At 69.6% G+C, this 25,206-nt stretch carries 22 protein-coding genes; 7 read left to right on the forward strand and 15 right to left on the reverse strand.

Features of this window, described 5'->3' with window-relative positions; genetic code table 11:
- Positions 1-184: 184 nt before the first annotated feature.
- The 3 genes from D474_RS0103445 to D474_RS0103455 all read right to left on the reverse strand — a co-directional run bounded on the left by D474_RS0103445 (position 185) and on the right by D474_RS0103455 (position 2,942).
- The gene (locus D474_RS0103445; protein WP_017612201.1) at positions 185-1,003 is read right to left on the reverse strand and encodes an amino acid ABC transporter ATP-binding protein; all 819 of its coding nucleotides are present in this window, start codon (positions 1,001-1,003) and stop codon (positions 185-187) included.
- Positions 1,003-1,962: an amino acid ABC transporter permease gene (locus tag D474_RS0103450; RefSeq protein WP_017612202.1), complete on the reverse strand. Its 960-nt coding sequence runs from the start codon at positions 1,960-1,962 to the stop codon at positions 1,003-1,005. The genes D474_RS0103445 and D474_RS0103450 overlap by 1 nt, the downstream gene beginning before the upstream one ends.
- A 128-nt stretch (positions 1,963-2,090) precedes the next feature.
- Positions 2,091-2,942 (reverse strand): ABC transporter substrate-binding protein, encoded by an 852-nt coding sequence (locus D474_RS0103455; RefSeq protein ID WP_017612203.1) that lies wholly within the window; start codon positions 2,940-2,942, stop codon positions 2,091-2,093.
- A 380-nt stretch (positions 2,943-3,322) separates the two neighbouring features.
- On the opposite strand from D474_RS0103455, the gene D474_RS0103460 reads away from it, so the two are divergent.
- Complete coding sequence (locus D474_RS0103460) at positions 3,323-4,519, forward strand: NAD(P)-dependent malic enzyme (RefSeq protein WP_017612204.1); 1,197 nt, start codon at positions 3,323-3,325, stop codon at positions 4,517-4,519.
- A gap of 207 nt (positions 4,520-4,726) precedes the next feature.
- Here D474_RS0103460 and D474_RS0103465 read toward each other — a convergent pair whose 3' ends face one another.
- From D474_RS0103465 to D474_RS0103480, 4 genes are all read right to left on the reverse strand, one after another.
- The gene (locus D474_RS0103465; protein ID WP_017612205.1) at positions 4,727-5,635 is read right to left on the reverse strand and encodes a PadR family transcriptional regulator; all 909 of its coding nucleotides are present in this window, start codon (positions 5,633-5,635) and stop codon (positions 4,727-4,729) included.
- The gene (locus D474_RS0103470) at positions 5,636-6,487 is read right to left on the reverse strand and encodes a DUF4097 family beta strand repeat-containing protein (protein ID WP_017612206.1); all 852 of its coding nucleotides are present in this window, start codon (positions 6,485-6,487) and stop codon (positions 5,636-5,638) included.
- A 206-nt stretch (positions 6,488-6,693) separates the two neighbouring features.
- Positions 6,694-6,873 carry a DUF6104 family protein gene (locus D474_RS0103475; RefSeq protein WP_017612207.1) on the reverse strand — a complete coding sequence of 60 codons (180 nt, stop codon included), beginning with the start codon at positions 6,871-6,873 and terminating at the stop codon, positions 6,694-6,696.
- 202 nt (positions 6,874-7,075) lie between these two features.
- Entirely contained in the window at positions 7,076-10,702 is a 3,627-nt protein-coding gene (locus tag D474_RS0103480; RefSeq protein WP_040703013.1) for a multifunctional oxoglutarate decarboxylase/oxoglutarate dehydrogenase thiamine pyrophosphate-binding subunit/dihydrolipoyllysine-residue succinyltransferase subunit, read from the reverse strand.
- A 529-nt stretch (positions 10,703-11,231) separates the two neighbouring features.
- Between D474_RS0103480 and D474_RS0103485 the strand changes: the two genes are divergently transcribed.
- Positions 11,232-11,606, forward strand: coding sequence for a BlaI/MecI/CopY family transcriptional regulator (locus D474_RS0103485; protein WP_017612209.1), 375 nt, complete (start codon positions 11,232-11,234; stop codon positions 11,604-11,606).
- A gap of 4 nt (positions 11,607-11,610) precedes the next feature.
- On the opposite strand, the gene D474_RS0103490 is transcribed toward D474_RS0103485, so the two are convergent.
- Both D474_RS0103490 and D474_RS0103495 read right to left on the reverse strand, forming a co-directional pair.
- Positions 11,611-12,837: an MFS transporter gene (locus tag D474_RS0103490; RefSeq protein WP_017612210.1), complete on the reverse strand. Its 1,227-nt coding sequence runs from the start codon at positions 12,835-12,837 to the stop codon at positions 11,611-11,613.
- An 80-nt stretch (positions 12,838-12,917) separates the two neighbouring features.
- The gene (locus tag D474_RS0103495) at positions 12,918-13,997 is read right to left on the reverse strand and encodes a suppressor of fused domain protein (RefSeq protein ID WP_017612211.1); all 1,080 of its coding nucleotides are present in this window, start codon (positions 13,995-13,997) and stop codon (positions 12,918-12,920) included.
- 202 nt (positions 13,998-14,199) lie between these two features.
- Here D474_RS0103495 and rlmN point away from each other — a divergent pair, with 202 nt between their 5' ends.
- Positions 14,200-15,297 carry a 23S rRNA (adenine(2503)-C(2))-methyltransferase RlmN gene (gene rlmN / locus D474_RS0103500; RefSeq protein ID WP_017612212.1) on the forward strand — a complete coding sequence of 366 codons (1,098 nt, stop codon included), beginning with the start codon at positions 14,200-14,202 and terminating at the stop codon, positions 15,295-15,297.
- Positions 15,298-15,304: 7 nt separating this feature from the next.
- Positions 15,305-15,778: a YqaA family protein gene (locus D474_RS0103505; RefSeq protein WP_017612213.1), complete on the forward strand. Its 474-nt coding sequence runs from the start codon at positions 15,305-15,307 to the stop codon at positions 15,776-15,778.
- A gap of 22 nt (positions 15,779-15,800) precedes the next feature.
- Here D474_RS0103505 and D474_RS0103510 read toward each other — a convergent pair whose 3' ends face one another.
- From D474_RS0103510 to D474_RS0103525, 4 genes are all read right to left on the reverse strand, one after another.
- Positions 15,801-16,652 carry an alpha/beta hydrolase gene (locus D474_RS0103510; protein WP_239646993.1) on the reverse strand — a complete coding sequence of 284 codons (852 nt, stop codon included), beginning with the start codon at positions 16,650-16,652 and terminating at the stop codon, positions 15,801-15,803.
- Positions 16,653-16,719: 67 nt separating this feature from the next.
- Positions 16,720-18,318, reverse strand: a complete 1,599-nt coding sequence (locus D474_RS0103515) for an ABC transporter permease (RefSeq protein WP_017612215.1) — start codon at positions 18,316-18,318, stop codon at positions 16,720-16,722.
- The gene (locus tag D474_RS0103520) at positions 18,315-19,256 is read right to left on the reverse strand and encodes an ABC transporter ATP-binding protein (RefSeq protein WP_017612216.1); all 942 of its coding nucleotides are present in this window, start codon (positions 19,254-19,256) and stop codon (positions 18,315-18,317) included. The genes D474_RS0103515 and D474_RS0103520 overlap by 4 nt, the downstream gene beginning before the upstream one ends.
- Positions 19,257-19,275: 19 nt before the next feature.
- Positions 19,276-19,950, reverse strand: a complete 675-nt coding sequence (locus D474_RS0103525; RefSeq protein ID WP_017612217.1) for a TetR/AcrR family transcriptional regulator — start codon at positions 19,948-19,950, stop codon at positions 19,276-19,278.
- A gap of 143 nt (positions 19,951-20,093) precedes the next feature.
- On the opposite strand from D474_RS0103525, the gene D474_RS0103530 reads away from it, so the two are divergent.
- Positions 20,094-20,903: a carbon-nitrogen hydrolase family protein gene (locus tag D474_RS0103530; RefSeq protein WP_017612218.1), complete on the forward strand. Its 810-nt coding sequence runs from the start codon at positions 20,094-20,096 to the stop codon at positions 20,901-20,903.
- Positions 20,904-21,148: 245 nt separating this feature from the next.
- A complete protein-coding gene (locus D474_RS0103535; protein WP_017612219.1) occupies positions 21,149-21,394 on the forward strand; it encodes a hypothetical protein in 246 nt (81 codons plus the stop codon).
- 242 nt (positions 21,395-21,636) lie between these two features.
- Here the strand turns inward: D474_RS0103535 and D474_RS0103540 are convergent, their stop codons facing one another.
- Positions 21,637-23,145, reverse strand: a complete 1,509-nt coding sequence (locus tag D474_RS0103540) for a CoA-acylating methylmalonate-semialdehyde dehydrogenase (protein ID WP_017612220.1) — start codon at positions 23,143-23,145, stop codon at positions 21,637-21,639.
- Between the two features lie 32 nt (positions 23,146-23,177).
- Complete coding sequence (locus tag D474_RS0103545) at positions 23,178-24,470, reverse strand: aspartate aminotransferase family protein (protein WP_017612221.1); 1,293 nt, start codon at positions 24,468-24,470, stop codon at positions 23,178-23,180.
- 82 nt (positions 24,471-24,552) lie between these two features.
- On the opposite strand from D474_RS0103545, the gene D474_RS0103555 reads away from it, so the two are divergent.
- On the forward strand, positions 24,553-25,206 hold a 654-nt coding region (locus D474_RS0103555; RefSeq protein WP_026118133.1), incomplete at its 3' end, for a PucR family transcriptional regulator ligand-binding domain-containing protein.

The raw sequence follows: 25,206 nt of genomic DNA on the forward strand, positions 1-25,206 counted from the left end.
TCGTTCCGGTCGGGGGAGGGGTGCGGAAGACCGCTACGGGGACTGACGCACCACGGGTGTACAGAGTTCTGCTCTCGGGGCGAGTGTGGAGCAGGACACCCCGAGGTGTGCAGGGCCCTGCACACGGTCGTGTGCAGGGCCCTGCGTGGCATGCCGGAAGAACACCCCAGTGCTGGGGTCCGCCTCAGAAGAGCACCTTGGACAGGAACGCCCGGGTGCGCTCGTGCTGCGGGTCGCTGAGGACCTCCACCGGGGAACCGGACTCCACGATCACTCCGTCGTCCATGAACACCAGGGAGTCGCCGACCTCGCGGGCGAAACCCATCTCGTGGGTGACCACGATCATCGTCATGCCGTTCTTCGCGAGGTCGCGCATGACGTCCAGGACCTCACCGACCAGCTCGGGGTCGAGAGCGCTCGTGGGCTCGTCGAACAGCATGAGGTTCGGCTCCATCGCCAGCGCGCGGGCGATCGCCACGCGCTGCTGCTGGCCGCCGGAGAGCTGCTCCGGGTAGAAGTCGGCCTTGTCCGGCAGGCCCACCCGCTCCAGCAGTTCCTTGCCCCGCTCCGCGGCCTCGGCCTTCGGGACCCGGTTGACCTGGACCGGCGCCTCGATGATGTTGCCCAGCGCGGTCAGGTGCGGGAACAGGTTGAAGCGCTGGAAGACCATGCCGATTTCGCTGCGCTGCGCGGCGATCTCGTGGTCCCGCAGTTCGTACAGGCGGCCGCGCTTCTGCCGGTACCCCATGAGCGCGCCGTCGACCCACAGCCGGCCCGCGGTCAGCTTCTCCAGGTGGTTGATGCACCGCAGGAACGTGGACTTGCCCGAACCCGACGGTCCGACCACGCACATGACCTCACCGCGGCGCACCTCCAGGTCGATGCCCTTGAGCACCTCCAGGCGGCCGAAGCTCTTGTACACGTTCTCGGCCACGACCAGGGAGTCGGGCGGCAGCTCCGCACCCTCCGTGGTCTCGATGAAGGCCTCGTTCTTCTCGTTCATCAGTGGGCCCCTCCGACCGTGCGGATCCTGGCGCCGCGCTGTTCGGGGTTGAACCGGCGCTCGATGAAGTACTGGCCGACCATCAGGACGCTCGTGGCGGCCAGGTACCAGAGGCATGCCGCGACCAGCATCGGGAAGATCTGGTAAGTGCTCGTACCGATGGCTTGGAGCTGGTAGAACAGCTCGATCGTGACCGGAACGTACGCCAGCAACGCGGTGTCCTTGAGCATCGCGATGGTCTCGTTGCCGGTCGGCGGGATGACCACGCGCATGGCCTGGGGCAGGGTGATGCGGCGGAGGATCTTGCCGCGGCTCATCCCCAGCGCCTGGGCCGCCTCGGTCTGGCCCTTGTTCACCGACTGCAGACCGGCGCGGATGATCTCGGCCATGTAGGCGCCCTCGGACAGCGACAGCGCCAGGAGACCGGCCATGTACCCGCTCAGCACGGTGCGCACGTCGATCTCGAAGAAGCGGGCGTCACCCTCCAGGCCCAGCAGCGGCATCCAGTAGTTGTCGAAGGGCAGACCGATGTGGATCGTGGAGTACAGGATCGCCAGGTTGCCGAACAGCACGGCCAGGACGAGCCGGGGGACACCGCGGAAGAACCAGGTGTACAGCCAGGAGACGGTGACCAGTACGGGGTTGCCGGACAGGCGCATGACCGCCAGCACGATACCCAACAGGATGCCGATGACCATCGAGAGCACGGTCGCGCTGAGGGTCACCCAGACACCGCGCAGTACCGGCTCCGAGAACATGTTGTCCCACATGAACGGCCAGTTGAAGGCCTCGTTCGTGAACAGCATGTGCACGAACATCGCGGCGAGGACCAGGACGACGCCCGCGGCGACCCACCGCTCCGGGTATCGGACGGGGACGGCGGTGATCGGTTCGGCGGGGCGGCTCGGCTGCGGGTTGTCCGGTGCCGGGCCCTCCGCCGGTTCGGTCGGTGTGGACACAGATCGGTCTTTCACTCGTGCGGTCGGCGGGTGGGCCGCCGACCGCTGGACGGGAGAAGGGCGGGCGCCGGGTTCGCGCCCGCCCGGAGCCGGGGGAGGGGGAGCGGGGGTGGAGAGGGGACGGCGGGTTACCCCTCGACGTCGGGGTTGAGCTCGGCGGCATCGATGGAACCGACGTCGATGCCCCACTCCTCGAGGATCTCGTCGTAGGTGCCGTTCTCCATGATGGTGTTGAAGGCCTCGGCGAGCTCCTCGGCCATCTCGGTGTCGTCCTGGTGCATGACGATGCCGTAGGGGGCGGCGTCGTACTGGTCGCCGATGAACTCCAGGACGCCCTCGCCGGTCTGCTCCAGGGCGTACGCGGAGGTGGGCATGTCCGCGAGGGAGGCGTCGTTGACACCGGAGACGACGGTCTCGGTCGCCTGAGGCTGGTTCGGGAACTTCTCGATCGTGATCGGGTCGTCGCCGTCCTCGACGCAGGCCTCGCTGCGGGCCTCGATGTCGTCGTCGTGCGTGGTGTTGCTCTGCACCGCGATCCGCATGCCGCACGCGTCGTCCGGGTCGACGTCGGAGGGGTTGCCCTCCTGGGCGAACCACTGCGTCCCGGAGGAGAAGTAGCTGACCATGTTGGCCTGCTCCATGCGCTCCTCCGTGATGGTGAAGGAGGAGGAGCCCATGTCGTAGTTGCCGGAGTCCACGCCCAGGATGATGCGGTCGAAGTTGGCGGGTTCCCAATCGGCCTGCATGTCCATCTCGGCCAGAGCGGCCTCGACGAGCTCGACGTTGAAGCCGAGGACCGTCTCGCCGTCGGTGTCCAGGTACTCCCCGGGCGGGTACTCGGCCTCGACCCCGATGGTGACGGTCTCGCCGGCGGTCTCGTCCGCTTCGCCCTCGCTGCCGCATCCGACCAGCACCAGTGCGGCGGTCAGGGGGAGGGCGCCGAGGACGTACCGATGTGAGGATCGCGTACGCAGGGCCATGTGCGGTCTCCTTCTTCCTTCTTCATGAAGTGACTGGTCGGAGACGATCGAGGGGTCCACCGCCCAGGTCTGTGCGACATTCGGGATACATGACGGTAATCGTCAGTGCCGCCTCATCCTGCACACCCGCGATTTTCCTCGGATCACCGTTGTGAGAGAATTGGGTAACGGGTCATCCCCGACTGAATGAGGCGGCCGCGCAGTACTCGCATAGGAGTCCGGCGAAGCACGACTCCCCGGCGACACCACCGGTCATGGCCGACCGGCGCCGGAGGAGCTCCCCTAGCACCCTGCGTCTTCGCACGCGGGCCGCGTTCCACCACCGTCCACCGTCATGGCCGACGGCAGGCGGCAGTACAGACCTGAAGGGTTTGAGTGAGTTGACCACCGTTTCGCGTACCCAGAACCTGGAGAACTCCGCCGCGCACCGTGACGAGGATCCGGCCTTCGCCCTCCACCGCGGCGGCAAGCTGCACGTGAACTCGTCCGTCGACGTCAATGACCACGAAGGGCTCTCCCTGGCCTACACGCCCGGGGTCGCCCGCGTCTGCGACGCGATCGCCGACGAGCCCGCGCTCGTCGACACCTACACGTGGAAGAGCAACCTGGTCGCCGTCGTCACCGACGGCACCGCCGTTCTGGGCCTGGGCAACATCGGCCCCGAGGCCTCCCTGCCGGTCATGGAGGGCAAGTCCCTGCTCTTCAAGCAGTTCGCAGGCGTCGACTCCGTCCCGATCGCGCTCACCTGCAGCGACGTGGACGAGTTCGTCGAGACCGTCGCGCGCATGTCGCCTTCCTTCGGCGGGATCAACCTGGAGGACATCGCCGCCCCGCGCTGCTTCGAGATCGAGGCACGCCTGCGCGAGCGCCTCGACATCCCCGTCTTCCACGACGACCAGCACGGCACCGCGATCGTGACCGTGGCCGCCCTGCGGAACGCCGCGCGCCTGAGCGGGCGCAGTCTCGGCGATCTGCGGGCCGTCGTCTCCGGCGCAGGTGCCGCCGGCGTCTCGGTGACCAAGATGCTCGTCGACGCGGGCATCGGCGACATCGCCGTCGCGGACTCCAAGGGCATGATCCACGAGGGCCGCGAGGGTCTCACCCCCATCAAGCGCGAGCTGGCCGGGATCAGCAACAAGACCGGGTTGACCGGTTCCATCGAGTCCGCTCTCGAGGGCGCCGACGTCTTCATCGGTCTCTCCGCGGGGGAGGTCGACGAGTCGGTCGTGTCCACCATGGCCGAGGACGCGATCATCTTCGCGATGGCCAACCCCAACCCCGAGGTGCACCCCGACGTCGCGCGCAAGTACGCCGGTGTCGTGGCGACCGGACGCAGCGACTTCCCGAACCAGATCAACAACGTGCTGGCCTTCCCCGGGATGTTCCGGGGCGCTTTCGATGCCGGCGCCAGCGACATCACCGAGAACATGAAGCAGGCCGCCGCGCGTGCGCTGGCCGACCTCGTGGGCGACGAGCTGACCGCCGACCACGTCATCCCCAGCCCTTTCGACTCTCGGGTCGCGCCCGCCGTCGCGCGGGCCGTGGCCGAGCAGGCGCGCGCCGACGGCGTCGCCTGACGCCCACCGACGCATGAGGGCGGGGCCGGTCGCGACCGGCCCCGCCCTTCCGTCGTGTCACGGACGCTCAGAGCAGTTCACGGAGTTCGTCGGGCGTGATTTCCACGATCGGTGAGGACTCCGGAGCAGCGCGCCCTCGGGAACGTCCTGCCCCTGCGCGCCGGGAGGCGCGCCCCCGCGTCGCCTCCCGGGCCTGTGCAGGGCGTGTCACTCCCGTTCGGTGGACTCGCCGTCCTCGTCGACGGCGGCGCCCCACGGGTCGCCGTCGGAGGGCGGGGGATCGCCGGGGCGGTCTTCCCGGGCGGTCTCCGGTTCCGGTTCCGCGCCTTCCGAGCCGCTGCGCGGCGGGCCCCAGGAACGCACGTCCTTGCGGATGACCTCGACCGTCTCGTCGAGGATGCGCCGCAGGTCGCCCGCGGCCGCGCCGCCGACACTGCCGGCCTCGCGCACCACATCGCGCACCCGGTCGCTGAAGTCGCGCAGCTCCCGGTCGAACGCGTGGCCACCCGAGCTCTCCGGCTCGCCGTCGGACCGCTGGTCGGGTTCAGCGGCCTGCTCGCCGCCGGATGGCTTCCCGCGTTCCTGCGAGCCCCGCCAGGACGACCCCAGGTTGCTGAACGAGCGGGTGAAGCGCACCCACTCCTCGGTCAGGCTCGGTCCCTGCCGCTCGGAACCGCGGTCCTCGGACCCGGCCTCCCCGTCGGGCTCCGGGGCGTCGGTGGTCCCTTCCTCGCGGCGGGCCTGGGAGAACTTGAGCTCCTCCCGCAGCGAGCTGATCGTGGCGCGCACGTCCTGCTTCACCGCGCGGGCGATGTCGCGCACCGAGTCGGTGATCTCCTGCTCCAGGTCGTCCAGATCGCTCTCGCGCTCCCGGAGCTCCTCACGCCCCTTGTCGGTGAGGCGGTAGACCTTGCGGCCGCCCTCCTCGGTGTGCGTGACCAGGCCCTCCTCCTCCAAGCGGGCCAGTCGTGGGTAGATCGTGCCGGGAGAGGGCGAGTACACACCCAGGAACCGGTCGCGCAGCAGGCTGATGATCTCGTAGCCGTGCCGGGGGCTCTCGTCCAGCATCTTGAGCAGATACAGGCGGAGTCTGCCGTGGCCGAAGATGGTGCTCATTCAGGCCCCCTCGGGGATCGCCGCGGGTGCCTCGGGCGCACGCCGCAGCAGGGCGGTGCGTCCGGACACGGTGGTGGTGGAGATGGACGCGGGGTCGACACCCACGCCGAGTGTTCCGCTCAGCGCGTTGCGGGCGGTCGCGGTCTTGCGGTCGAGCCCGAAGTCGGAGTCCAGGGTCCCGGTGACCGAGCGCAGTTCCGCGGAGGCGGAGGTTTCCGCGGGCACTCGGAGGGCGATCTCGCCGGAGACCGTCTTGAGCCGCACCTTCGCAGAGGGTGTGAGGTCCGAGTCGGCCAGGATCTGCCCCGAGGCGGTGTTGGCCCGCAGCGACGAGAGTCGCCCGCCGGCCACCGCGATGCGCCCGCTCGCGCTGTTGAAGCCGAGACTGCCACCCGGCCCGCGCACCGACACGTCGGCCGAAGCGGTGTTGATGTCGGTGTCACCGGAGACGTCGTCGAGGGTGACCTCGCCCGTCCCGGTCCTGATGTTGGTCCGCGCGGTCAACCCGGCCGCCACGACCGGGGCGCTCGCGGTGGTGACCTCGACGGGGCACTGGGACGGAACCCGCAGGTTCACCGTGGCCCTGCGTGAACCCACGCCCTTGTACGTGCCGAGCTGCACCGGCTTGAGCCGGTCGAGCAGCCCCTGTGCGGTGAGGTCCTCGTAGTGGATGGTGAGGATGCCCGCCTCCTGGGAGACCGTGACCGGCTCGCCGACCACGTCGGTGATCTCGAAGGTCACGGGGTCGTCCGTGGGCAGGATGTTGACGTGGCCGCCGATGATCCGGACGCGCAACGCGACGATGCCGTCCAGGGTCTGGGTCGTCGGCCTGTCGACGGTCCAGTGTGACATCTGAGAGGTCCCTTCACTCGCTCCGTGTCTCTCACGATATGTCGCGAGTGGGGTGAACTCAAGATATGTCGTGGATCCTGGGGGTCGGTCCGGGATCCCTCGGGGCTGCCTCGGGGACGACCCCGAGCAGGGGTGGGGGCCGGGGGCCGGACACACGGAAAGGGCCCGGGTCCGCGCACGGACCCGGGCCCCCTGGCCGGTACTGCCTACTCGTCGTCCTCGTCGTCCAACCGGGCCAACCAGGTGGCCAGGCGGTCGACCGAGGTCTCGAACTCGGGGTTCAGGTCGGTGAACACCCGCAGCTGCTCGGAGAGCCAGGCGAAGCTGAACTCCTCCTCACCGCGGCGGTTCTCCAGTTCCTCGATCCCACGGTCTGTGTAGTACATGGTCCTCTTGTCACGGCCTCGCGGGCTCGGCCGGGGCTACGGGCGTCGGATGCCGGGGTGCTTCGTCCTCGTCCACGCCTGACGCTCGTTCCTCGCTCTCGGCTCGACTCCTCCTGCAGCACGCCGGCACGCCCTCTGCGTTTATCAGGGCCTCGCGGGCTCGGCCGGGCTCGGGGCGTACCGAGCCCGGCCCCCGCCCGTCCTACTCGGCGGGCGGGAACACCGTGTCCACCAGGGCCCGCTGCTCGGCCTCGTGACGCTTGGCCGAACCGGCGGCCGGGGACGAGGAGGCCGGACGCGAGATCCGGGTGAAGGGACGGTCGAGCTGCTCGGAGAAGACCAGAGCGACGAAGGGCCACGGACCCATGTTCGCCGGCTCCTCCTGCACCCACAGGACCTCGCCCGCGTTCGGGAAGGCCTTGAGCTGCTCGCGGATCTCCTCGATCGGCAGCGGGTAGAGACGCTCGGCACGGATGATCGCCGTGTGCTTGTCCCCGCTGGCCTTCCGGGCCGCGTCCAGGTCGTAGTAGATCTTGCCCGAGCAGAGCACGACGCGGCGCACCTGGTCCGGCTCGATCGAGTCGTCGCCGATCAACGGCTCGAAGTGGCCGTTGGTGAAGTCGGCGGCGGCCGAGACGGCGGCCTTGTTGCGCAGCAGCGACTTGGGCGTGAACACCACGAGCGGCCGCTCGAGCGGCGACTTGGCCTGCCAGCGCAGCAGGTGGAAGTAGCTTGCCGGGTTGCTCGGGTTGGCGACCGTCATGTTCTCCTGCGCGCACTGCTGCAGGAACCGCTCGATGCGGGCCGACGAGTGGTCGGGGCCCTGGCCCTCGTAGCCGTGCGGCAGCAGCAGGGTGACGCTGGAGCGCTGGCCCCACTTCTGCTCACCGGAGCTGATGTACTCGTCGATGATGGTCTGCGCACCGTTGACGAAGTCGCCGAACTGCGCTTCCCACATCACCAGCGACTCGGGCCGGGTCAGGGAGTACCCGTACTCGAAGCCCAGCGCCGCGTACTCGCTCAGCAGCGAGTCGTGCACGTGGTACTTCGTGGTGCCGTTGTCGAACTGCTTGAGCGGCGTGTAGGCCTCGCCGGTCTCGCGGTCCATGATCGTGGCGTGGCGCTGGGTGAACGTACCGCGGCGGCTGTCCTGACCGATCAGGCGCACCGGGTGGTCGTCCAGCAGCAGCGAACCGAAGGCCAGCAGCTCACCGGTGGCCCAGTCGATGGTGTCCTTCTCGACCATCTGTGCGCGGCGCGTGAGCTGCGGGGCCAGGCGCGGGTGCGCCGTGAAGCCCTCGGGCAGGCTGACCTGCGTGTCGATGACCCGCTTGACGGTCTCGTCGGAGATCGCGGTGTCGACCTTGGTGTGGTCGAGGTGCGACTCGGTGAAGACCTCGGGGCGCACGACCGAACCGGGCTCGACCGGCTTCTTCTCGACCTCGCGGGTCTCGGTGAAGGCGCGCTCGAGCTCGTTCTGGAAGTCGCGCAGGGCCTGCTCGGCCTCTTCCATCGTGATGTCGCCGCGGCCGACCAGGGCCTCGGTGTACAGCTTGCGGGTGGAGCGCTTGCTGTCGATCACGTCGTACATCAGCGGCTGGGTGAAGGCCGGGTTGTCGCCCTCGTTGTGACCACGGCGGCGGTAGCACACCAGGTCGATGACGACGTCCTTCTTGAACGCCTGACGGTAGGCGAAGGCCAGCTCGGCGACGCGGACCACGGCCTCGGGGTCGTCCCCGTTGACGTGGAAGATCGGGGCCTGGACCATCCGCGCCACGTCGGTGGCGTAGACGCTGGAACGGCTGTCGTTCGGCGAGGTGGTGAAGCCGACCTGGTTGTTCAGGACGACGTGCACCGTGCCGCCGGTGCGGTAACCGCGCAGCTGGGACAGGTTGAGCGTCTCGGCGACCACACCCTGGCCGGCGAAGGCCGCGTCACCATGGATGAGCAGCGGCAGCACGGTGAAGCCGTGCGGACCCTTGTCGAGCACGTCCTGCTTGGCGCGGACGATGCCCTCCAGGACCGGGTTGACCGTCTCCAGGTGAGAGGGGTTGGCGGCGAGGTTGATGTCGATCTTCTCGCCGTCGTAGGTCTCGAAGACGCCCTCGGTGCCCAGGTGGTACTTGACGTCACCGGAACCGTGCGAGCTGCGCGGGTCGAGGTTGCCCTCGAACTCGCCGAAGATCTGCCCGTAGGACTTGCCGCAGATGTTGCCCAGTACGTTGAGGCGGCCGCGGTGGGCCATACCGATGATGGCCTCGTCGAGCCCGGCCTTGGCGGCCTTGGTGATCACACCGTCCAACAGCGGGATCAGGGACTCGCCTCCCTCGAGGGAGAAGCGCTTCTGGCCCACGTACTTGGTCTGCAGGAAGGTCTCGAACGCCTCGGCGCTGTTGAGCCTGTGCAGGATGCGCAGCTGTTCCTCGCGGTCGAGCTTCTCGTGCTCACGCTCGACGTGCGCCTGGATCCACTCGCGCTCCTCCGGACTCTGGATGTGCATGTACTCGATACCCACTGTGCGGCAGTAGGTGTCGCGCAGCACGCCGAGCACGTCGCGGAGCTTCATGACCTGCTTGCCGCCGAAGCCCCCGGTCGGGAACTCGCGGTCGAGGTCCCACAGCGTCAGCCCGTGCTCGAGGACGTCGAGGTCGGGGTGCTTGCGCTGCTCGTGCTCCAGCGGGTTGGTGTCGGCCATGAGGTGGCCGCGCACACGGTAGGCGTGGATCAGCTCCTGGACCCGGGTGGTCTTGTCGAGCTGGGTGGCCGGGTTGACGTGGATGTCCTGCACCCAGCGGACCGGCTCGTAGGGGATCCTCAGGGACCTGAAGATCTCGTCGTAGAAGCCGTCCTCGCCCAGCAGGAGCTGGTGGATTCGGCGCAGGAACTCACCCGACTGCGCACCCTGGATGATGCGGTGGTCGTAGGTGGAGGTCAGCGTCATGACCTTGCTGATGCCGAGCTCGCTCAGGGTGTCCTGGGACGCGCCTTGGAACTCGGCGGGGTACTCCATGGCCCCGACGCCGAGAATGGTGCCCTGCCCGGGCATCAGGCGCGGCACGGAGTGCACGGTGCCGATGCCGCCGGGGTTGGTGAGGCTGATGGTGGTGCCCTGGAAGTCAGGCACGCCCAGCTTGTTGTTGCGGGCCTTGCGGACCAGGTCCTCGTAGCCGCTCCAGAACTCCGCGAAGTCCATTTCCTCGGCGGCCTTGATGGAGGGCACGACCAGCTGACGGGAACCGTCGCCCTTCTGCAGGTCGATGGCCAGGCCGAAGTTGACGTGCTCGGGCTTGGCAACACCCGGCTTGCCGTCGACCTCGACGTAGGAGTAGTTCATCTCCGGCATGGCCGCGAGGGCCTTGGTCATCGCGTAGCCGATGATGTGCGTGAAGGAGACCTTCCCGCCTCGGGCACGCCGGAGGTGGTTGTTGATGACGATGCGGTTGTCGAACATGAGCTTGACCGGGACCGCGCGCACACTGGTCGCGGTCGGCAGCTCGAGACTGGACTCCATGTTGGTGGCCGTGCGCGCCGGAGCGCCGCGCAGGCGCTCGCGCTTCACGCCGTCCTCGTCGCCCGAGGCGGCGGGGGCCTTGTCCTTGGTGTCCTTCTTCGGCGCGGGGCTCTTGGCTGGGGCCTTGTTCTCGTTCTGCGTCTTCGCAGCACCCCCACTCTTCGAGCCGGCCGACTCCGCGGGCTTGTAGTCCGCGAAGAAGTTCCACCAGGCCTTGTCAACGGAGTTCCGGTCGTTCAGGTACTTCTGATAAAGCTCCTCGACCAACCACTCGTTCGGGCCGAAATCTGTCAGGGGTTGAGACGCCTGAGACGACACGGCGGAGATCGCCCACTTCCGCAGCTCGCTTGTGAATGTGAATGACGACGGGTGGCTGTCTGGCCGGCCGGGCTCAGAACGCAGGGTTGTCCCCGCACCGGCGGGGAGGCATCCGACCTGGCCAGCACTCGTCGGGTACCAGGCTACTTGTACCTGCCTCCCGTACGGGAACGCGGCCGGTGGGAAAACTGGGAGATAGGCAACAATCTTTCACACCAACATGCACGGAGCGCATGCGCACGGGCACGCTGCGCAGATAATTTGACCCTTTTGTCGGGTTTCCTGGCTGTGCAGTCGTGTGAAGGCTGTGTCCTCGTTCGGCCGGTCGGGGTGTGTGGGGTTACACCGTCCTCTGTCCCGCGCACGTGCAAGCAACCGTCGGTCCGGAGCGCCGGGCAGTGGCGAAACACCGGCAGTGCGCCTCGCACCCGTACGGATGTGTGTGCTCTGCCGGGTTTCCCCACGCCGTGGCGGCCCACCTGCCTACGATCGCGGTACGAACACCGTAAGTGAACGGGTGGGGAGGCCCATGCGCGGGCTCGGGGAACTCGAAGCAGCCATCATGGACGCACTGTGGCGTGCGGAGGGGCCGATGTCGGTGCGCCAGGTGCGCGAGACCATGGTCTACGACCGCGACATCGCCTACACGACCGTCATGACCGTTGCCAACATCCTCTTCCACAAGGGGCTGCTCGACCGGGAGAAGGTCGGCCGCGCCTGGCTGTACTGGACCCGCGAGACCCACGCCGAGTACACCGCCCGGGTCATGGACGAGGTGCTGAGCACCGGCCCCGATCCCGGCGCGACCCTGCGCAGTTTCGTGGAGCGCCTCAGCGACGAGGACATGGTGCGCTGCCAGCGCGTGATCGGCCAGATCCGAGACCGCCGAGGCATCCCGGGTTGATCCCTCAGCCTCGCCGCCGGAGCCTGCGCACGCTCGGCACGGCCGCCGCCGCGAACGTGGCCAGCAGCGTCGCCGACGCCACCAGCGCCAGCGCCCGTCCGGGACCCGAGCCCTCAGCCACCGGGCCGATCGCGATCTGGCCCACCGGCATCGCCACGAACGATCCCAGCGCGTCGTAGGAGTAGACCCGCGACAGGCGTTCCTGCGGCACGTTCTCCTGCACCGACACCTCCCAGGCCACGACGAACTGCTCGACCGCCACCCCGGCCACGAACATCGCCGCGAACAGCAGCGGCAGTGGTGACGGCCCCATGAGGGCGAAGAACGGCACGGTCTGCACCGTCACCAGCGCCGTCCCGTACAGCAGGGCTCGGCGCGGCTGCCACCGGGCCGCCAGGACCCCGCCGATCAGCAGGCCGACGCTGTTGGCCGCCATCAGCAGGCCCCACGCCGTGCGGCCGAACGTCTCGTCGGCGACCCCCGGGCCCAGCACGGTCGTGGCCGCCGCCCACCCGGCGTTGACCACCATGAACTGGAGCACGACCACCCACACCCAGGTCCGGGCCGTGAACTCGCTCCACCCCTCCCGCAGGTCGGTGAGCACGTCGGCGCCACCGGACGCGCCCTCGGCACCGGGCACCTTCAGGAGGAGGAAGACCGCACCCGCCGCCGCGAACATCAGCGCGTCCACAGCGATGGCCCACCCCGGTCCGACGAGACCGACCACGACACCGCCGATGGACATGCCCGAGAGCATTCCGCCGTGCTTGACGATCCCGATCAGGGCGTTGGCCTGCCGCAACAGGCGGTACGGGACGGTCTGCGGCGTCAGAGCGGCCGAGGCCGGCAGGTTCGCCGCGGCGGCGGCCCCGTTGACCAGGCTCAGCGCCACCATCAACGGCAACGACGCGGTCCCGGTGAGCAGCGCGATGGCCAACAGTCCCTGCGTTCCGGCCGCGAGCGCGCACGCGCCCCGCAGCACCAGCGCGCGCGGGAGGCGGTCGGCGATCACTCCGCCCAACAGCAACAGGGAGACGTTGGCGATCGAGCGCGCCCCGACCACCAGGCCGACCTGTGCGAGCGAGCCGGTGACGTCCAGGACCGCGAAGGACAGTGCCACCCCCGCCATCCCGTTGCCGAAGAGCATGAGACCCCGGCCGAGTGCGAGCGCGCGGAACGGTCCGTACGCCAGAGGTGCGGCGATCCCCGGACCGCCGAGAGCCCGTGCCATCCCCGCCCCTTCCGCCGACCGGGGGCACGATGCCTCGCCGCCGCGCCCGCGTCAACGGGTTTTCCACCCGTGCACGCGGGTCAGGTGAGGATCCAGCTCCGGCCCTCGGCGGCGAGCTTCTCCACGAGGGTGGCGCTGTCGTGCTCCTTGGCGAACAGGTGCTCGGGGCGGGTGATGGGCACAGCCCACAGCCAGTGCACGGGGTCGCCCTGGAAGCTCAGCCCCGACAGGTCCGGCGGGGTAGGGCCACCGGAGAGCGCAGCCGGGTCGGAGAGCAGCAGCACCGCGCCGGCCCCGCCCCGCATCGCGCGGTCCTCGTCGTTGTCCAGCCACTTGACCGTGTGCCCGTGGCCGAACCAGGTCACCGCACGCCAGGGAAAGGCACCGATCCACCGGAAGACCCGCGCCGCCTGGTGCGCGGGCATCGTCGTGGCAAGCGCCAGCTCCACGCGCGCGTACGCGGAGGTGTCGGCCATGTAGCGGTCCAGGGTGGGCATGCGCTGGCCGCACATCCCGACCGTCGACAGGATCGTGTACGGGCGCTCGGCCGTCGCGGGCCGCTCCGAGACGCGCAACAGCGGGGGATGGCCGTCCGAGACGTCCCAGTAGTGGCCCGGGCCGCCTGCGGTGCGGTTGAGGTGGCTCAGCACGGTGCGCTGGACACTCCGCCAGGCACCCGAGGCGCGGCGCCAGTCCCAGTAGGCCTCGGCGTGAACCACCCGGGGCCACAGCTGCTCGCGCACGGAATCCAGTTCCCACGCGTACGGGCTTCGGCCGATCGCCTCACGTGCGTACCCGGGGAGGCCGCTGTCGGCCTCGGCCCAGCCGGGAATGACGGCTAGCAGCCCCTCCTCGTCGACCAGCGCCACACCGTCGCCCTCCTCGAACCACACCGCCCGCAGGCACGACGGGTAGAACCGGGGACGTCCCGGTGGGTGCTTGGTGTGGGCCTCGGGCATCAGCGGTGCCCGGCCCTCGAAGAGGCCGCCCGACTCGTCGACGACGGGCGCCACCTCGTGGTTGGCCAGCCACACGGGCACGCGGATGCGCCCGCGCGCGTCCAGTAGGTAGGCGGCAGTGGTGTGGGAATCGCACTCCACGACGACTCTGCGGCTCTGGTAGGGGCTGATCTCGTCGAGAAGGACGTCGATCCCTGTCACCGGCCCTCCCACGTGCCGCTCCCGTGTTGTCGACCAACGGCGACGAAACCCCGGCGGGTGTCGTCCGCGCAGTGCGTAGAATCGACGGTAGTGCCCTGACAGGCGGAGCCGTACTGCGGCCGCGTATAGGTCGTATAACGACCAGAACCGCCGCCGCTTCGCGCCGGGCCCCGACCATCGACTCCACGTCCTACGGATTCCTATGCCCGCCGAGCTCAACTTCGTCGCCCCTCCCCGCGCCAAGCCGCCCCGGCACCTGGCCGACCTCAGCCCCGACGAGCGGGCCGAGATCGTCCGTGACCTGGGGGAGAAGCCCTTCCGCGCCAAACAGCTCGCCAAGCACTACTTCGGCGGCCTCGAGTCCGACACCGAGCAGATGACCGACCTGCCCACCGGTTCGCGCGAGGCGCTCGGAGAGGCACTGCTGCCCACTCTGCTGACACCTGTCAGGCACGTGACCACGGACAACGGGATGACCCGCAAGACTCTGTGGAAGGCGTTCGACGGGGTGATGTTCGAGTCGGTGCTCATGCGGTACCCCGACCGCGTCACCCTGTGCATCTCGTCGCAGGCCGGGTGCGGCATGAACTGCCCGTTCTGCGCCACCGGCCAGGCCGGGCTCACTCGCAACCTCTCCACGGGCGAGATCGTCGACCAGGTCGTCTCGAGCGCGCGCGACCTTGCCCGCGGTGACGTCGCAGGCGGCCCCGGGCGCATCAGCAACATCGTTTTCATGGGCATGGGCGAGCCCCTGGCCAACTACAAGCGCGTGTTGCAGACCGTGCGCCGCATGACCGACCCGGTTCCCGAGGGCATGGGCATCTCGCAGCGCGGTGTGACCGTCTCCACCGTCGGCCTGGTTCCGGCCATCAACAAGCTCATCGACGAGAAGATGCAGGTGCGCCTCGCGATCTCCCTGCACGCCCCCGACGACGAGCTGCGCGACGAGCTGGTCCCGGTCAACAACCGGTGGAAGGTCGACAAGGTTCTCGACTCCGCCTGGCGCTACGCCGGCATGACCGGCCGCCGCGTGTCCATCGAGTACGCGCTCATCAAGGACATCAACGACCAGGCCTGGCGCGCCGACCTGCTCGGCAAGCTCCTCAAGGGCCACCTGGTGCACGTCAACCTCATCCCGCTCAACCCCACGCCGGGGTCGAAGTGGACGGCCTCGCGCCCCGAGGACGAGGCGGAGTTCGTGCGGCGCCTGAAGTCGCACGGGGTCTCGGTCACCATCCGTGACACGCGGGGCCAGGAGATCGACGGCGCCTGCGGGCAGCTCGCCGCCGCCGAGGACTGATCCCTCCGTGGCCGAGGCCGGACTGGCCCTGCTCGTGGCGGCGGTGTCCGGTCTGGTCCCGCTCATCAACATCGAGCTGTACCTCGTGGGCGCCGTCGTCGCTGTGGACGACGGTGCTCTCGTCGCGATGGCGGTGGCAGCGGGTCTGGGGCAGACCCTGGGCAAACTGCCCTACTACTACGTGGGCCGCGGCTCGCTCGAGATCCCGTGGTTCAAGCGGCGTGCGCGCACCCCGGGGAAGTGGGCGGCGCGGGCCGAGGCCTGGCGGGCCCGTGCCGAAGACAGTCCGGTCTGGGGCATGGGCCTGCTGGCTGTGAGCTCCCTGGTGAGCGTGCCGCCGTTCATGGTGGTGTCGGTACTGGCCGGGGTGGTGCGGATGGGACCGGTGGCGTTCTGCACCGTCACCCTCCTCACCCGCACTGCCCGTTTCCTCGTGGTGGTGTTCGCCCCCGCCTGGGCGCTGTCGGTGCTGCCCGCCTGAACGGCCGGCGGCCCGGAGCCCTTCAGAGCACCTCATCGGCCAGGCGCACGAAACCGTCCACGACCTCCGGACCGTGCACCATGGCCGGATCGTTGTGGCCGGTGCCGGGCAGCACGACCTCTTCGACAAGGTCCGGCACGGCCTCGGCCACAGCGTGGCTCTGCTCGGCCGGTACCACCGTGTCTGTCTCCCCGATCGCCACGCTGACCGGAAGGTCCAGGTCGGCCACGGTCTCCTGAACGAGGTAGCTGTCGCGCAGCATGGCCTCGGGAACCATCGGGTAGTGCGACCCGGCCATGTCCGCCAGGGAACTGAACGGAGACCTCAGGAACAGTCCCGCCGGCGGCTCCTCCACGGCCAGATTCGTGGCCACGCCCGCGCCCAGGCTTTCGCCCCAGTACAGGATCCTGTCGCTGTCGTGGCCGTGCTCGCGCAGCACGTCCAGCCCGGCCCGGGCATCGGCGGTCAGCCCGGGTTCGGTGGGTTCTCCCTCGTTGCCGCCGAAACCCCGGTAGTCGAAGACGAGCACGGAGAACCCCTCCTGTGCCAGGGCCTGCGCCAGAGGAGCACGGCTCTCCCGGTTGCCTGCGTTGCCGTTGGTCACCAGGACGGCAGCGTCGCGGTCCTCTCCGGTCGAGGGCACGTACCACCCGCCGAGTTCCAGGCCGTCGTCGGTGTGGAGCACGACGTCCTCGGCGCCCGGAACGACGTCACCGGCCGGCGGCGGTTCGCCCCCGCTGGGGAGGTAGACGGCGGAGCGTTGCCCGCCCCAGACCAGGCCGCCCAGCAGCACCACCGCGCCGCTGAGCACGGCCGCGGAGATGACGACGGTGCGCATACGACGTCGGGGTCGGGAGGGCGTGGGGGAGTCCATGGGGGATCTCCTTTCCTACGGCGTCACCGCCACGGTAAGCGCCCCGTGCTCAGGGCCCGGCGGTGGGTCAGGATGTGACCAGGTCGCGGCGGCCGAACGCAGCCAGGCCCACGGCCCCGGCCACGACCACCGCACCCAGGTACAGCAGGAACGGTGCCGCGTCGAACTCGTCCGTGGGAAGCGTGGGCAGGATCTCGAAGGCGCTCACGCGCATGGCAGCGTCGGGCAGACCGAGCAGGCCCCCGAGCATGGTCGCGAACACGCTGTAACCCAGCCATGCCCACACGAGCGGGATCCACCGCGGCGCCGTGCCGAACAGCAGCGCGACCAGCGCACCGAAGGCCAGCGCAGCCGGGAGCCCGGCAAGGGCCGCCCCGCTCATCCGCCCGGTCCACGCGCCGTCCTCGAGCGTCACCGCGGTTCCCAGCCCCAGGCCGAGGCCGCCGACCACCGTGATCAGCGCCGTGGCCAGCACGGCGACCAGCAGCGCGGTGCCCAGCCAGCGTGTGCGCCCCACGGCGGTGGACAGCACCATCTCGGCCCGTCCGGCGCTCTCCTCCGCCCGCGCCCGCAGCACCGACAGCGCGCCGAACGCGCCGGCGCCCATGAGCACGTACAACCCGATGGTGCCGAGGAAGCTGCCGACGAGGTCGTCGGTGTCGCCGCCGAGGATCACCGCGAGGTCCGGGTTGGAGTCGATCATCGTCTCCACCTCCGGCGCCAGCGTCCCGAACGACAACGCGAGTACGAACACCGCGGCCGACCACGTGAGTACTGCCCCGCGCTGCTGGTGCAGGTGCAAAGAGAACATTCCGCGCAGCAGTGGTCCGGCCCCGGCGGGTCCGGGGCGGGTGGCGATCAGTCCCGCACCGAGGTCGCGGCGGCCTGCCAGGATGTGGGCGAGCACGAACAGCACCGCGGCGGCGGCCGGGTACAGAGCGAGGGGCCACCACTCGAGCCCGTCGAAGGGCCGCGTCTGCTGTACCCACGCGAACGGGGAAAGCCACGAGAGAGCGTTGCCGCCTGGTTCGGAGACGTCGCCGACCACGCGGGCCATGAAGAGAACCCCGACCACGAGGAAGGCCGTCCCTGCCGCGGTCCGGCCGTGCTCGGAGATCTGCGTGCACACGGCGGCCACGACGGCGAAGACCACCCCGGCCAGCCCGATCCCCAGCCCGTAGGCGAGGGAGTCGGCGGCGGTGAGCCCGTAACCGGCCATCGACGCGAAGACGAGCGCGCCGATGAGCAGGTCGGCGGCCGCGGCGGTGATCAGCGCCGCAGCGGGCTGGGCGCCGGACCCGACCGGGGCGGCCCGCAGGAGCTCCGCCCGGCCGCTCTCCTCCTCGGCGCGGGTGTGGCGCACCACGTGCAGCACGTTGAACACCGCGAGCGCGATGAGCAGGGTCATGGTCAGCTCGTTCACCAGCATCGGGCCGAGCTGGTAGTCGTCGAGGCCGTATCCGGGCCCGCCGAAGACGATCCCGGTCGGGGTGTCCATGAGCGCGGCCCGGCCCTGGCGTTCGGCGTCGGTGGTGAACATGTCGTCCAGGGCGGGGATCGACCCTGCGACCGTGGCCGTCAGCGCGATCACCCACACCGACAGGCGCAGGCGGTCCCGGCGCAGGACGAAACGGATCAGGTGCCCGGTCCCTGCGAGGGCGTTCATGAGGTCTCACCCCCGTGGCCGTTCCCGGCACCGGCCGGCTCCTCGCCGTAGTGGCGCATGAACAGCTGCTCGAGCGAGGGCGGGTTGCTCACCAGCGAACGCACACCCAGTGAGGACAGGTGCCGTACGACGCCGTCGAGGTGGTCGTGATCCGCCTCGAGGGTGACCCGGTCGCCGTCCACGGCCAGGTCGTGCACCCCTTCCACATCCGCCAGGCGGGACGGATCGCCGTCCACGGTGGCGCGCACCGACGAGCGGGTCAGGTGCCGCAGGTCGTCCAGGGTCCCGGCCTCGACCGTGCGTCCCTGCCGGATGATGGTCACCGTGTCGCACAGCTTCTCCACCTCCGACAGGATGTGGCTCGAAAGCAGCACCGTGCGCCCCTCCGCCTTCGCCTCCAGCACGCACTCGGTGAAGACCGCCTCCATGAGCGGGTCCAGGCCCGAGGTCGGCTCGTCCAGGACCAGCAGTTCGGCACGTGAGGCCAACGCGGCCACCAGAGCGACCTTCTGCCGGTTGCCCTTGGAGTAGGTGCGGGCCTTCTTGGACGGGTCGAGCTCGAAGCGTTCGGTGAAGGCGCGGACCCGCTCGCGGTCAAGGCCGCCGCGCAGCCGTCCGAGCAGGTCTACGGCCTGACCGCCGGTCAGGTTGGGCCACAGGGACACGTCTCCCGGGACGTAGGCCAGGCGCCGGTGCAGCGCCACCGCGTCGCGCCAGGGATCGCCGCCGAGCAGGCGCACCCGACCGGCGTCGGCCCTGAGCAGGCCCAGCAGGATCCGGATGGTCGTGGACTTGCCCGAGCCGTTGGGCCCGAGAAAACCGGACACCTGACCGGTGCGCACGGTGAGATCGAGCCCGTCGAGGGCCCGGAAGCGGCCGAAACTCTTGTCGACGCCGCGCACGTCGACGGCGTTCGGATCGGTTATCGCTGTGGACATGGTGACTCCGTTCGGGTCGTCAGTCGGCGTCGGCCCCGGCGCTGCCCTCGGCGTCGGCCCCTCCGTCGGCGTGGGCGATGTAGGTGTCCAGGAGTGTGCGGTCGATGAGCACGGGCTCGGTGTAGGACTCCAGCGCCGGGAGCATGTACGCCTCGATCCACTCCTGCATCACCCGTCCGAAGTCGGGCTCGGTGCCGGGGTGGTGCAGGGTCGTGTGCAGCATGAGCGAGCCGAGGGAGCTCGAGGTCAGGTAGCGGGCGCGGGCGGCGGGGTCGCGGCTGGGCGCGACGGTCCCGGCCTCCACGCCGACGGCCATGAAGCGTTCGACGTCCTCGACCATCAGCTCGAAGAACTCTGCCGCCAGGGCCCCGCCCGATTGCAACGAGCGCAGCACGTAACCGAGTACGGGCGCGTAGTGCTCGATCTCAGCCATCTGCTGGAGCATGAATGTGCCGGAGGCTCCCTCGAAGGTCTGTGTCTTGACCTCGGTGATGACGCCGCGCACGTGGGTGTCGCACTCCTCGCGCAGCCGCGCCTTGCTCCCGAAGTGGTGGATGACCAGGCCGGGAGAGATCCCGGCGTGCTCGGCGATGGTGCGGACCGAGACCGAGAACCCCTCGCGGGCGAAACACTCCACGGCCCCGTCGCGGATGCGGGCCCGCGTGGTGAGGTCGCCCCGTGATGCTGAACTCATGTTCAATACATTAAACACTTATTCAGGCTGCTGGCAAGGGTGCGGACGGGCGCGGTCGTACACTCGGGGCACGGCGCCCCCGGGAGTGTGCGCTCTCAGAGGCGGCCCGCGGGTGCCACCGACACCGACGAGGAGAGGCACCGATGACGCAGGTAGCGGTCGCGCAGTTCGCCCCCGGCGAGGACAAGGACGAGAACGCCCGTTCGGTGGCGCAGCTGACGGCGCGAGCAGCGGCCGAGGGGGCCGAGGTCGTGCTGCTGCCCGAGTACGCCATGTTCACCGCCTCCCGCACCGACCGGCGTTACGTCGAGGCGGCCGAGCCGCTGGACGGCCCCTTCGTCACCGCCGCGGCCGAGACCGCCCGGCGCGAGGGTGTGTACGTGGTGCTGGGCGTGAACGAGGCGGATGAGGGGGCGCAGGCCACCCACTTCACCAACACCCTCGTCGCGCTGTCCCCGAAGGGTGAGCGGGTCGCGCTCTACCGCAAGATCCACCTCTACGACGCCTTCGGGGTGCGCGAGTCCGAGGTGGTCGCCCCCGGAGCCATCGAGGAGCCGGAGACTTTCACTGTCGGCGGTGTCACCTTCGGCCTGCAGACCTGCTACGACCTGCGCTTCCCCGAGGTGACGCGGCGCATCGCCGACGCCGGGGTGCACGTCCTGCTGCTGGCTGCCCAGTGGGTGCCCGGCCCGCTCAAGGAGGACCACTGGCGCACGCTGGCCCGGGCCCGCGCGATCGAGAACACCGTCTACGTCGCGGCGGCGGGTCAGCCGGCGCCCAGGGGTGCGGGCAACAGCATGGTCATCGACCCCATGGGGACCCCCGTCTCCGCCTTGGGTGAGGAGACCTTCGCGGTCAGTACGGCCCGGGTTTCGGCCAGCAGGGTTGAGGAGGTTCGGGTCACGAACCCGGCCCTGGAACTGCGCCGATTCTCGGTGATCCCGAACGGGTAGATCCGGGCCCTAACGGGTACTCCCGGGGAGAAAATTCGGACAAATAGTGCGTATTTTCCCTGGCCTCAGGGGGCTTCCCAGGGTTCATTACTAAGGGTTATGCTTTCCACGCACGGAGTGATTTGGATCGGTCCACACCCTTCCAGGTGCTGAGTGCACCTGAACGAAAATGAGCCGGTGGCAATCGGCCCGCCAGACTGTCCTAAACCACGGGGGGAGCAGGGACATTGCGCGGAACGAGCACGTTGTGCGAACCGGACACGGGGTCCGGCGGCGCAGCAGACCTCTACGTCTACGACCCGGAAACGTTGAGCACGGCGCAGTGCATGGGGGATGCCTGCGCCGTGTGCCACGTCCAGTGGCCGCGGCCCCGAACGGTCCTGGGCGCGCTGCCGGACGGGGGCAGGGTCCTGGGGTGCGGTGAATGCGCCGAGCTCATGGGGCTGGCCCCGCGCTCGCGTACGGCCCACGCACTCACGGCCGTGCGTTGACGGTGTGAGGCACAGCCCGCAGGCGGGCGGAAGAAGGGCCGTGTCCCGGCCCCCGGGGGAGCCGGGGACCGGGACACGGCTGTGGGCACACCCGCTTCCATGGGGAGGAGGGGAATTGAGCGTGCCTCTCCGGGATGGTCCGAGCTGCGCCCGCGTGCGGGCGCACCACCACACAATACTGCGTGTGGCGCGCCCCAGACCCACGGTGAGACAGATTCGGGCCGAATTTTCCGGCGCGGAGTTCAGCCGTTGGTCGGAAAACCCAGATCCACACCGTCGGACGGACGCTTCGACGGGTCCGACCAGCGGGCCGTGACCGCCTTGGTCCTGGTGTAGAAGTGCACGCCCTCCGTTCCGTGTACGTGGGAGTCGCCGAACAGCGACTGCTTCCAACCCCCGAAGGAGTAGTAGGCCATCGGTACCGGGATCGGGACGTTGATCCCCACCATCCCCACCTGCACCTCGCTCTGGAAACGCCGCGCGGCGCCCCCGTCCTTGGTGAAGACGGCCGTGCCGTTGCCGTAGGGGTTGTCGTCCAGGAGCTGCAGCGCCTCCTCGTAACCGCTCACCCGCACCACGCTCAGCACCGGGCCGAAGATCTCGTCGCGGTAGCAGGCCATCGATGACGTGACGTGGTCGAGCACGGACGGGCCCAGCCAGAACCCTTCCGAGGCCCCGCCCAACACCGGGTGGACCCGCCCGTCAACAGCCAGGGTGGCCCCTTCCTCGACGCCCGAGTCCAGGTACGAGACGACCTTGTCGCGGTGCTCACGGGTCACGAGCGGGCCCATCTCGCTGCGGTCGTCGTCGCCGGGCCCCACCATCAGGCGCGAGACCCGTTCACGGATGCGCGCCACGAGTTCCTCGGCGACCGAGTCCACGACCGCGACCGCGGAGATGGCCATGCACCGCTCGCCGGCCGAACCGAAGCCGGCCGAGACCGCCGCGTCCGCCGCCTGGTCCAGGTCGGCGTCGGGCAGCACGACCATGTGGTTCTTCGCGCCGCCGAGCGCCTGCACGCGCTTCCCGTGGTCGGTGGCGGTGCGGTACACGTACCGGGCGATGGGTGTGGAACCGACGAAGCTCACCGCGGAGACGTCCCGGTGCTCCAGCAGTGCGTCGACCGCGGCCTTGTCGCCGTGGACCACGTTGAACACCCCCTCGGGCAGGCCCGCCTCGGCCCACAACCCGGCCAGCAGCAGCGATGCCGACGGGTCCTTCTCACTGGGCTTGAGCACGAACGTGTTCCCGCACGCGATCGCCACGGGGAACATCCACAGCGGCACCATCGCCGGGAAGTTGAACGGCGTGATCCCCACGGCCACACCGACCGGCTGATGCACCGACCAGGCGTCCACACCGCGCGAGACGTTCTCGGAGAACCCGCCCTTGAGCAGGTGCGGGATCCCGCAGGCGAAGTCGACGACCTCCAGGCCGCGTTCGACCTCGCCCAGCGCGTCGGAGAAGACCTTGCCGTGCTCGGAGCTGATGGCGGAGGCCAGCTTCTCGCGATCGCGGTGCAGCAGTTCACGGAACCGGAAGAGGGTCTTGACCCGCTGCGACAGCGGGGTGTCGCGCCACGACGGGAAGGCGGCCCGTGCGGCCGCCACCGCCGCGTCGACGTCCTTGGGCCCGGCCATCTCGACCTCACCGGTGATCTGTCCCGACGCCGGGTTGTACACCGGGCCCCGGTGGCCGTCCGCGCTCTCCTGCGCCGCCCCGCCGATCCAATGGGTGACGTGCTTGTCCATGGTGTCCTCGCTTCGCGTGGGGTGATCGGGTTTCAGGACGCGGCGCCGGTGTCGACCGAGCGCACGGCGTCCAGGAGGATGTCGCGGCCCTCGGCGGCGTCGGCGTCCGACAGCGTCAGTGGCGGCGCCATGCGCAGGACGTTGCCCTGGAGCCCGCCCTTGCCGACCAGAAGCCCCCGCTCGCGGGCGGCTTCGAGTACCTGCCCGGCCAGCGCGGGGGAGGGGCCGCCGGTGGCGGGATCGGCCATCTCGATTGCGAACATCAGGCCCTTGCCACGCACGTCCTTGACCGAGTCCAGCTCACGCAGGGCCAGAAGCCCGTCCAGGAGCGTGGTGCCCTGGCGCAGTGCGTTGGACTGCAGGTCGTGGTCGAGCACGTACTTCAGGGTCGCGCGGGCCGCGGCGGTGGAGACCGGGTTCCCGCCGAAGGTGGCCACACCCAGTGCGGGCAGACCGTCCATGAGGTCGCCGCGTGCGACGACGCCGCCGATCGCGAACCCGTTGCCCAGGCCCTTGGCGAAGGTCATCGCGTCCGGGGTCACTCCGTGGTTGTCGATGCCGAAGAACCCGGTCCCGGTGCGGCCCCAGCCGGTCTGGACCTCGTCGGAGATCATGAGGATCCCGTGCTCGTCGAGGACCTCCTTGTAGGCACCCAGGAGGCCGTCCGGCGGCATCTGGAATCCGTTCACCCCCTGCACCGGCTCGGCGATCATGCACGCGACCTTCGGGGAGGCCGTGGCGAGCACGTCGCGCAGGTCGGCCACGCACGCATCGATGTATTCGCGCTCGCTCATGTGCCGGAACGCGGGCGAGGCGTGGTCGGTCCCGTGCAGGTAGTGCACGTTCAGCGGCGACAGAGACGAGTTCTTCCACGCCCGGTTCCCGGTCACCGCGACGGTGCCGAATGAGCGCCCGTGATAGCTCCCGCGCAGCGCCAGCACCTCGTCGCTGCCGCGCGCGTGGGTGGCCAGCAGCAGTGCGGTCTCGTTGGCCTCGGTGCCGGAGTTGGTGAAGAAGACCTTCGCGTCGGGGATCCCCGAGAGCTCGGCGATCTGCTCGGCGAGTTCGACCTGGTGGCGGATGAGGTACAGGGTCGAGGTGTGCGCGACCCCCGTCGCGATCTGGGCCTCGACCGCCTCGCGCACCTCGGCCACGTCGTAGCCGAGCATGTTGGTCACGATCCCGGTGAAGAAGTCGAGGTAGGAGCTGCCTTCGGAGTCGGTGACACGCGCCCCCTTGCCGCCGGTGATCTCCAGCGGCGACTCGTAGTAGAGGGGCATCCAGGAGGGCAGGACCGCGCGGTGGCGCGAGTGGAGTTCGGACATGGCCCCAGTCTCGCCCGGCGTCCCCGGCTTGGCCAGAACCACCATGTTGACAACATGCTGGGCTGATTTACATGCTGTAAAAGTGCTTCCCACCCTCGCCGAGGTCCTCGAACTTCCTGCCCTTCAACGTGCCCGGCCCCGTGTGGTCGTGGGCCGTGACCGCCTCGACGTCCCTGTCCGCTGGGTCCACATCGCCGAGGTCACCGACCTGGCCCACCTGCTGCGCGGTGGTGAACTCGTACTCAGCACCGGCATCGCCATGCCGGACGACCCCGACGCCCTGCGCCGCTACATCGACGATCTCGCCGCCGCCGGGGCCAGCGGCATCGCCGTCGAACTCGGCCGCAAGTACCACGCCGAACTCCCCGAGGCCTTCCGCGAGGCCGCCCGCTCGGCCGGTCTGCCCGTCGTCCTGCTCGACCGCGAGGCCCGCTTCGTCGAGATCACCGAGGCCGTGCACGTGCGGGTGGTCAATGAACAGCTCGAGGAACTGCGCGAGTCCGACCACCTGCACTCGGTCTTCACCCGGCTCTCCGTCGAGGGCGCCGACACCGGGCGCATCCTCGCCGAGGTCGCCCGCATCTCCGGCTGCCCCGTGGTGCTGGAGAACCTCAGCCACCAGGTGCTGGCCTGCGACCTCAACGGCGAGGACCCCGGAACCCTCTTGACCTCCTGGGAGAGTCGCTCACGAGCCGTGCGCACCGGCAACCGGACCGTCCACGTACCCTCCAGCGGC

The sequence above is a fragment of the Nocardiopsis salina YIM 90010 genome, from assembly GCF_000341025.1.
Classification (GTDB): Bacteria; Actinomycetota; Actinomycetes; order Streptosporangiales; family Streptosporangiaceae; genus Nocardiopsis; species Nocardiopsis salina.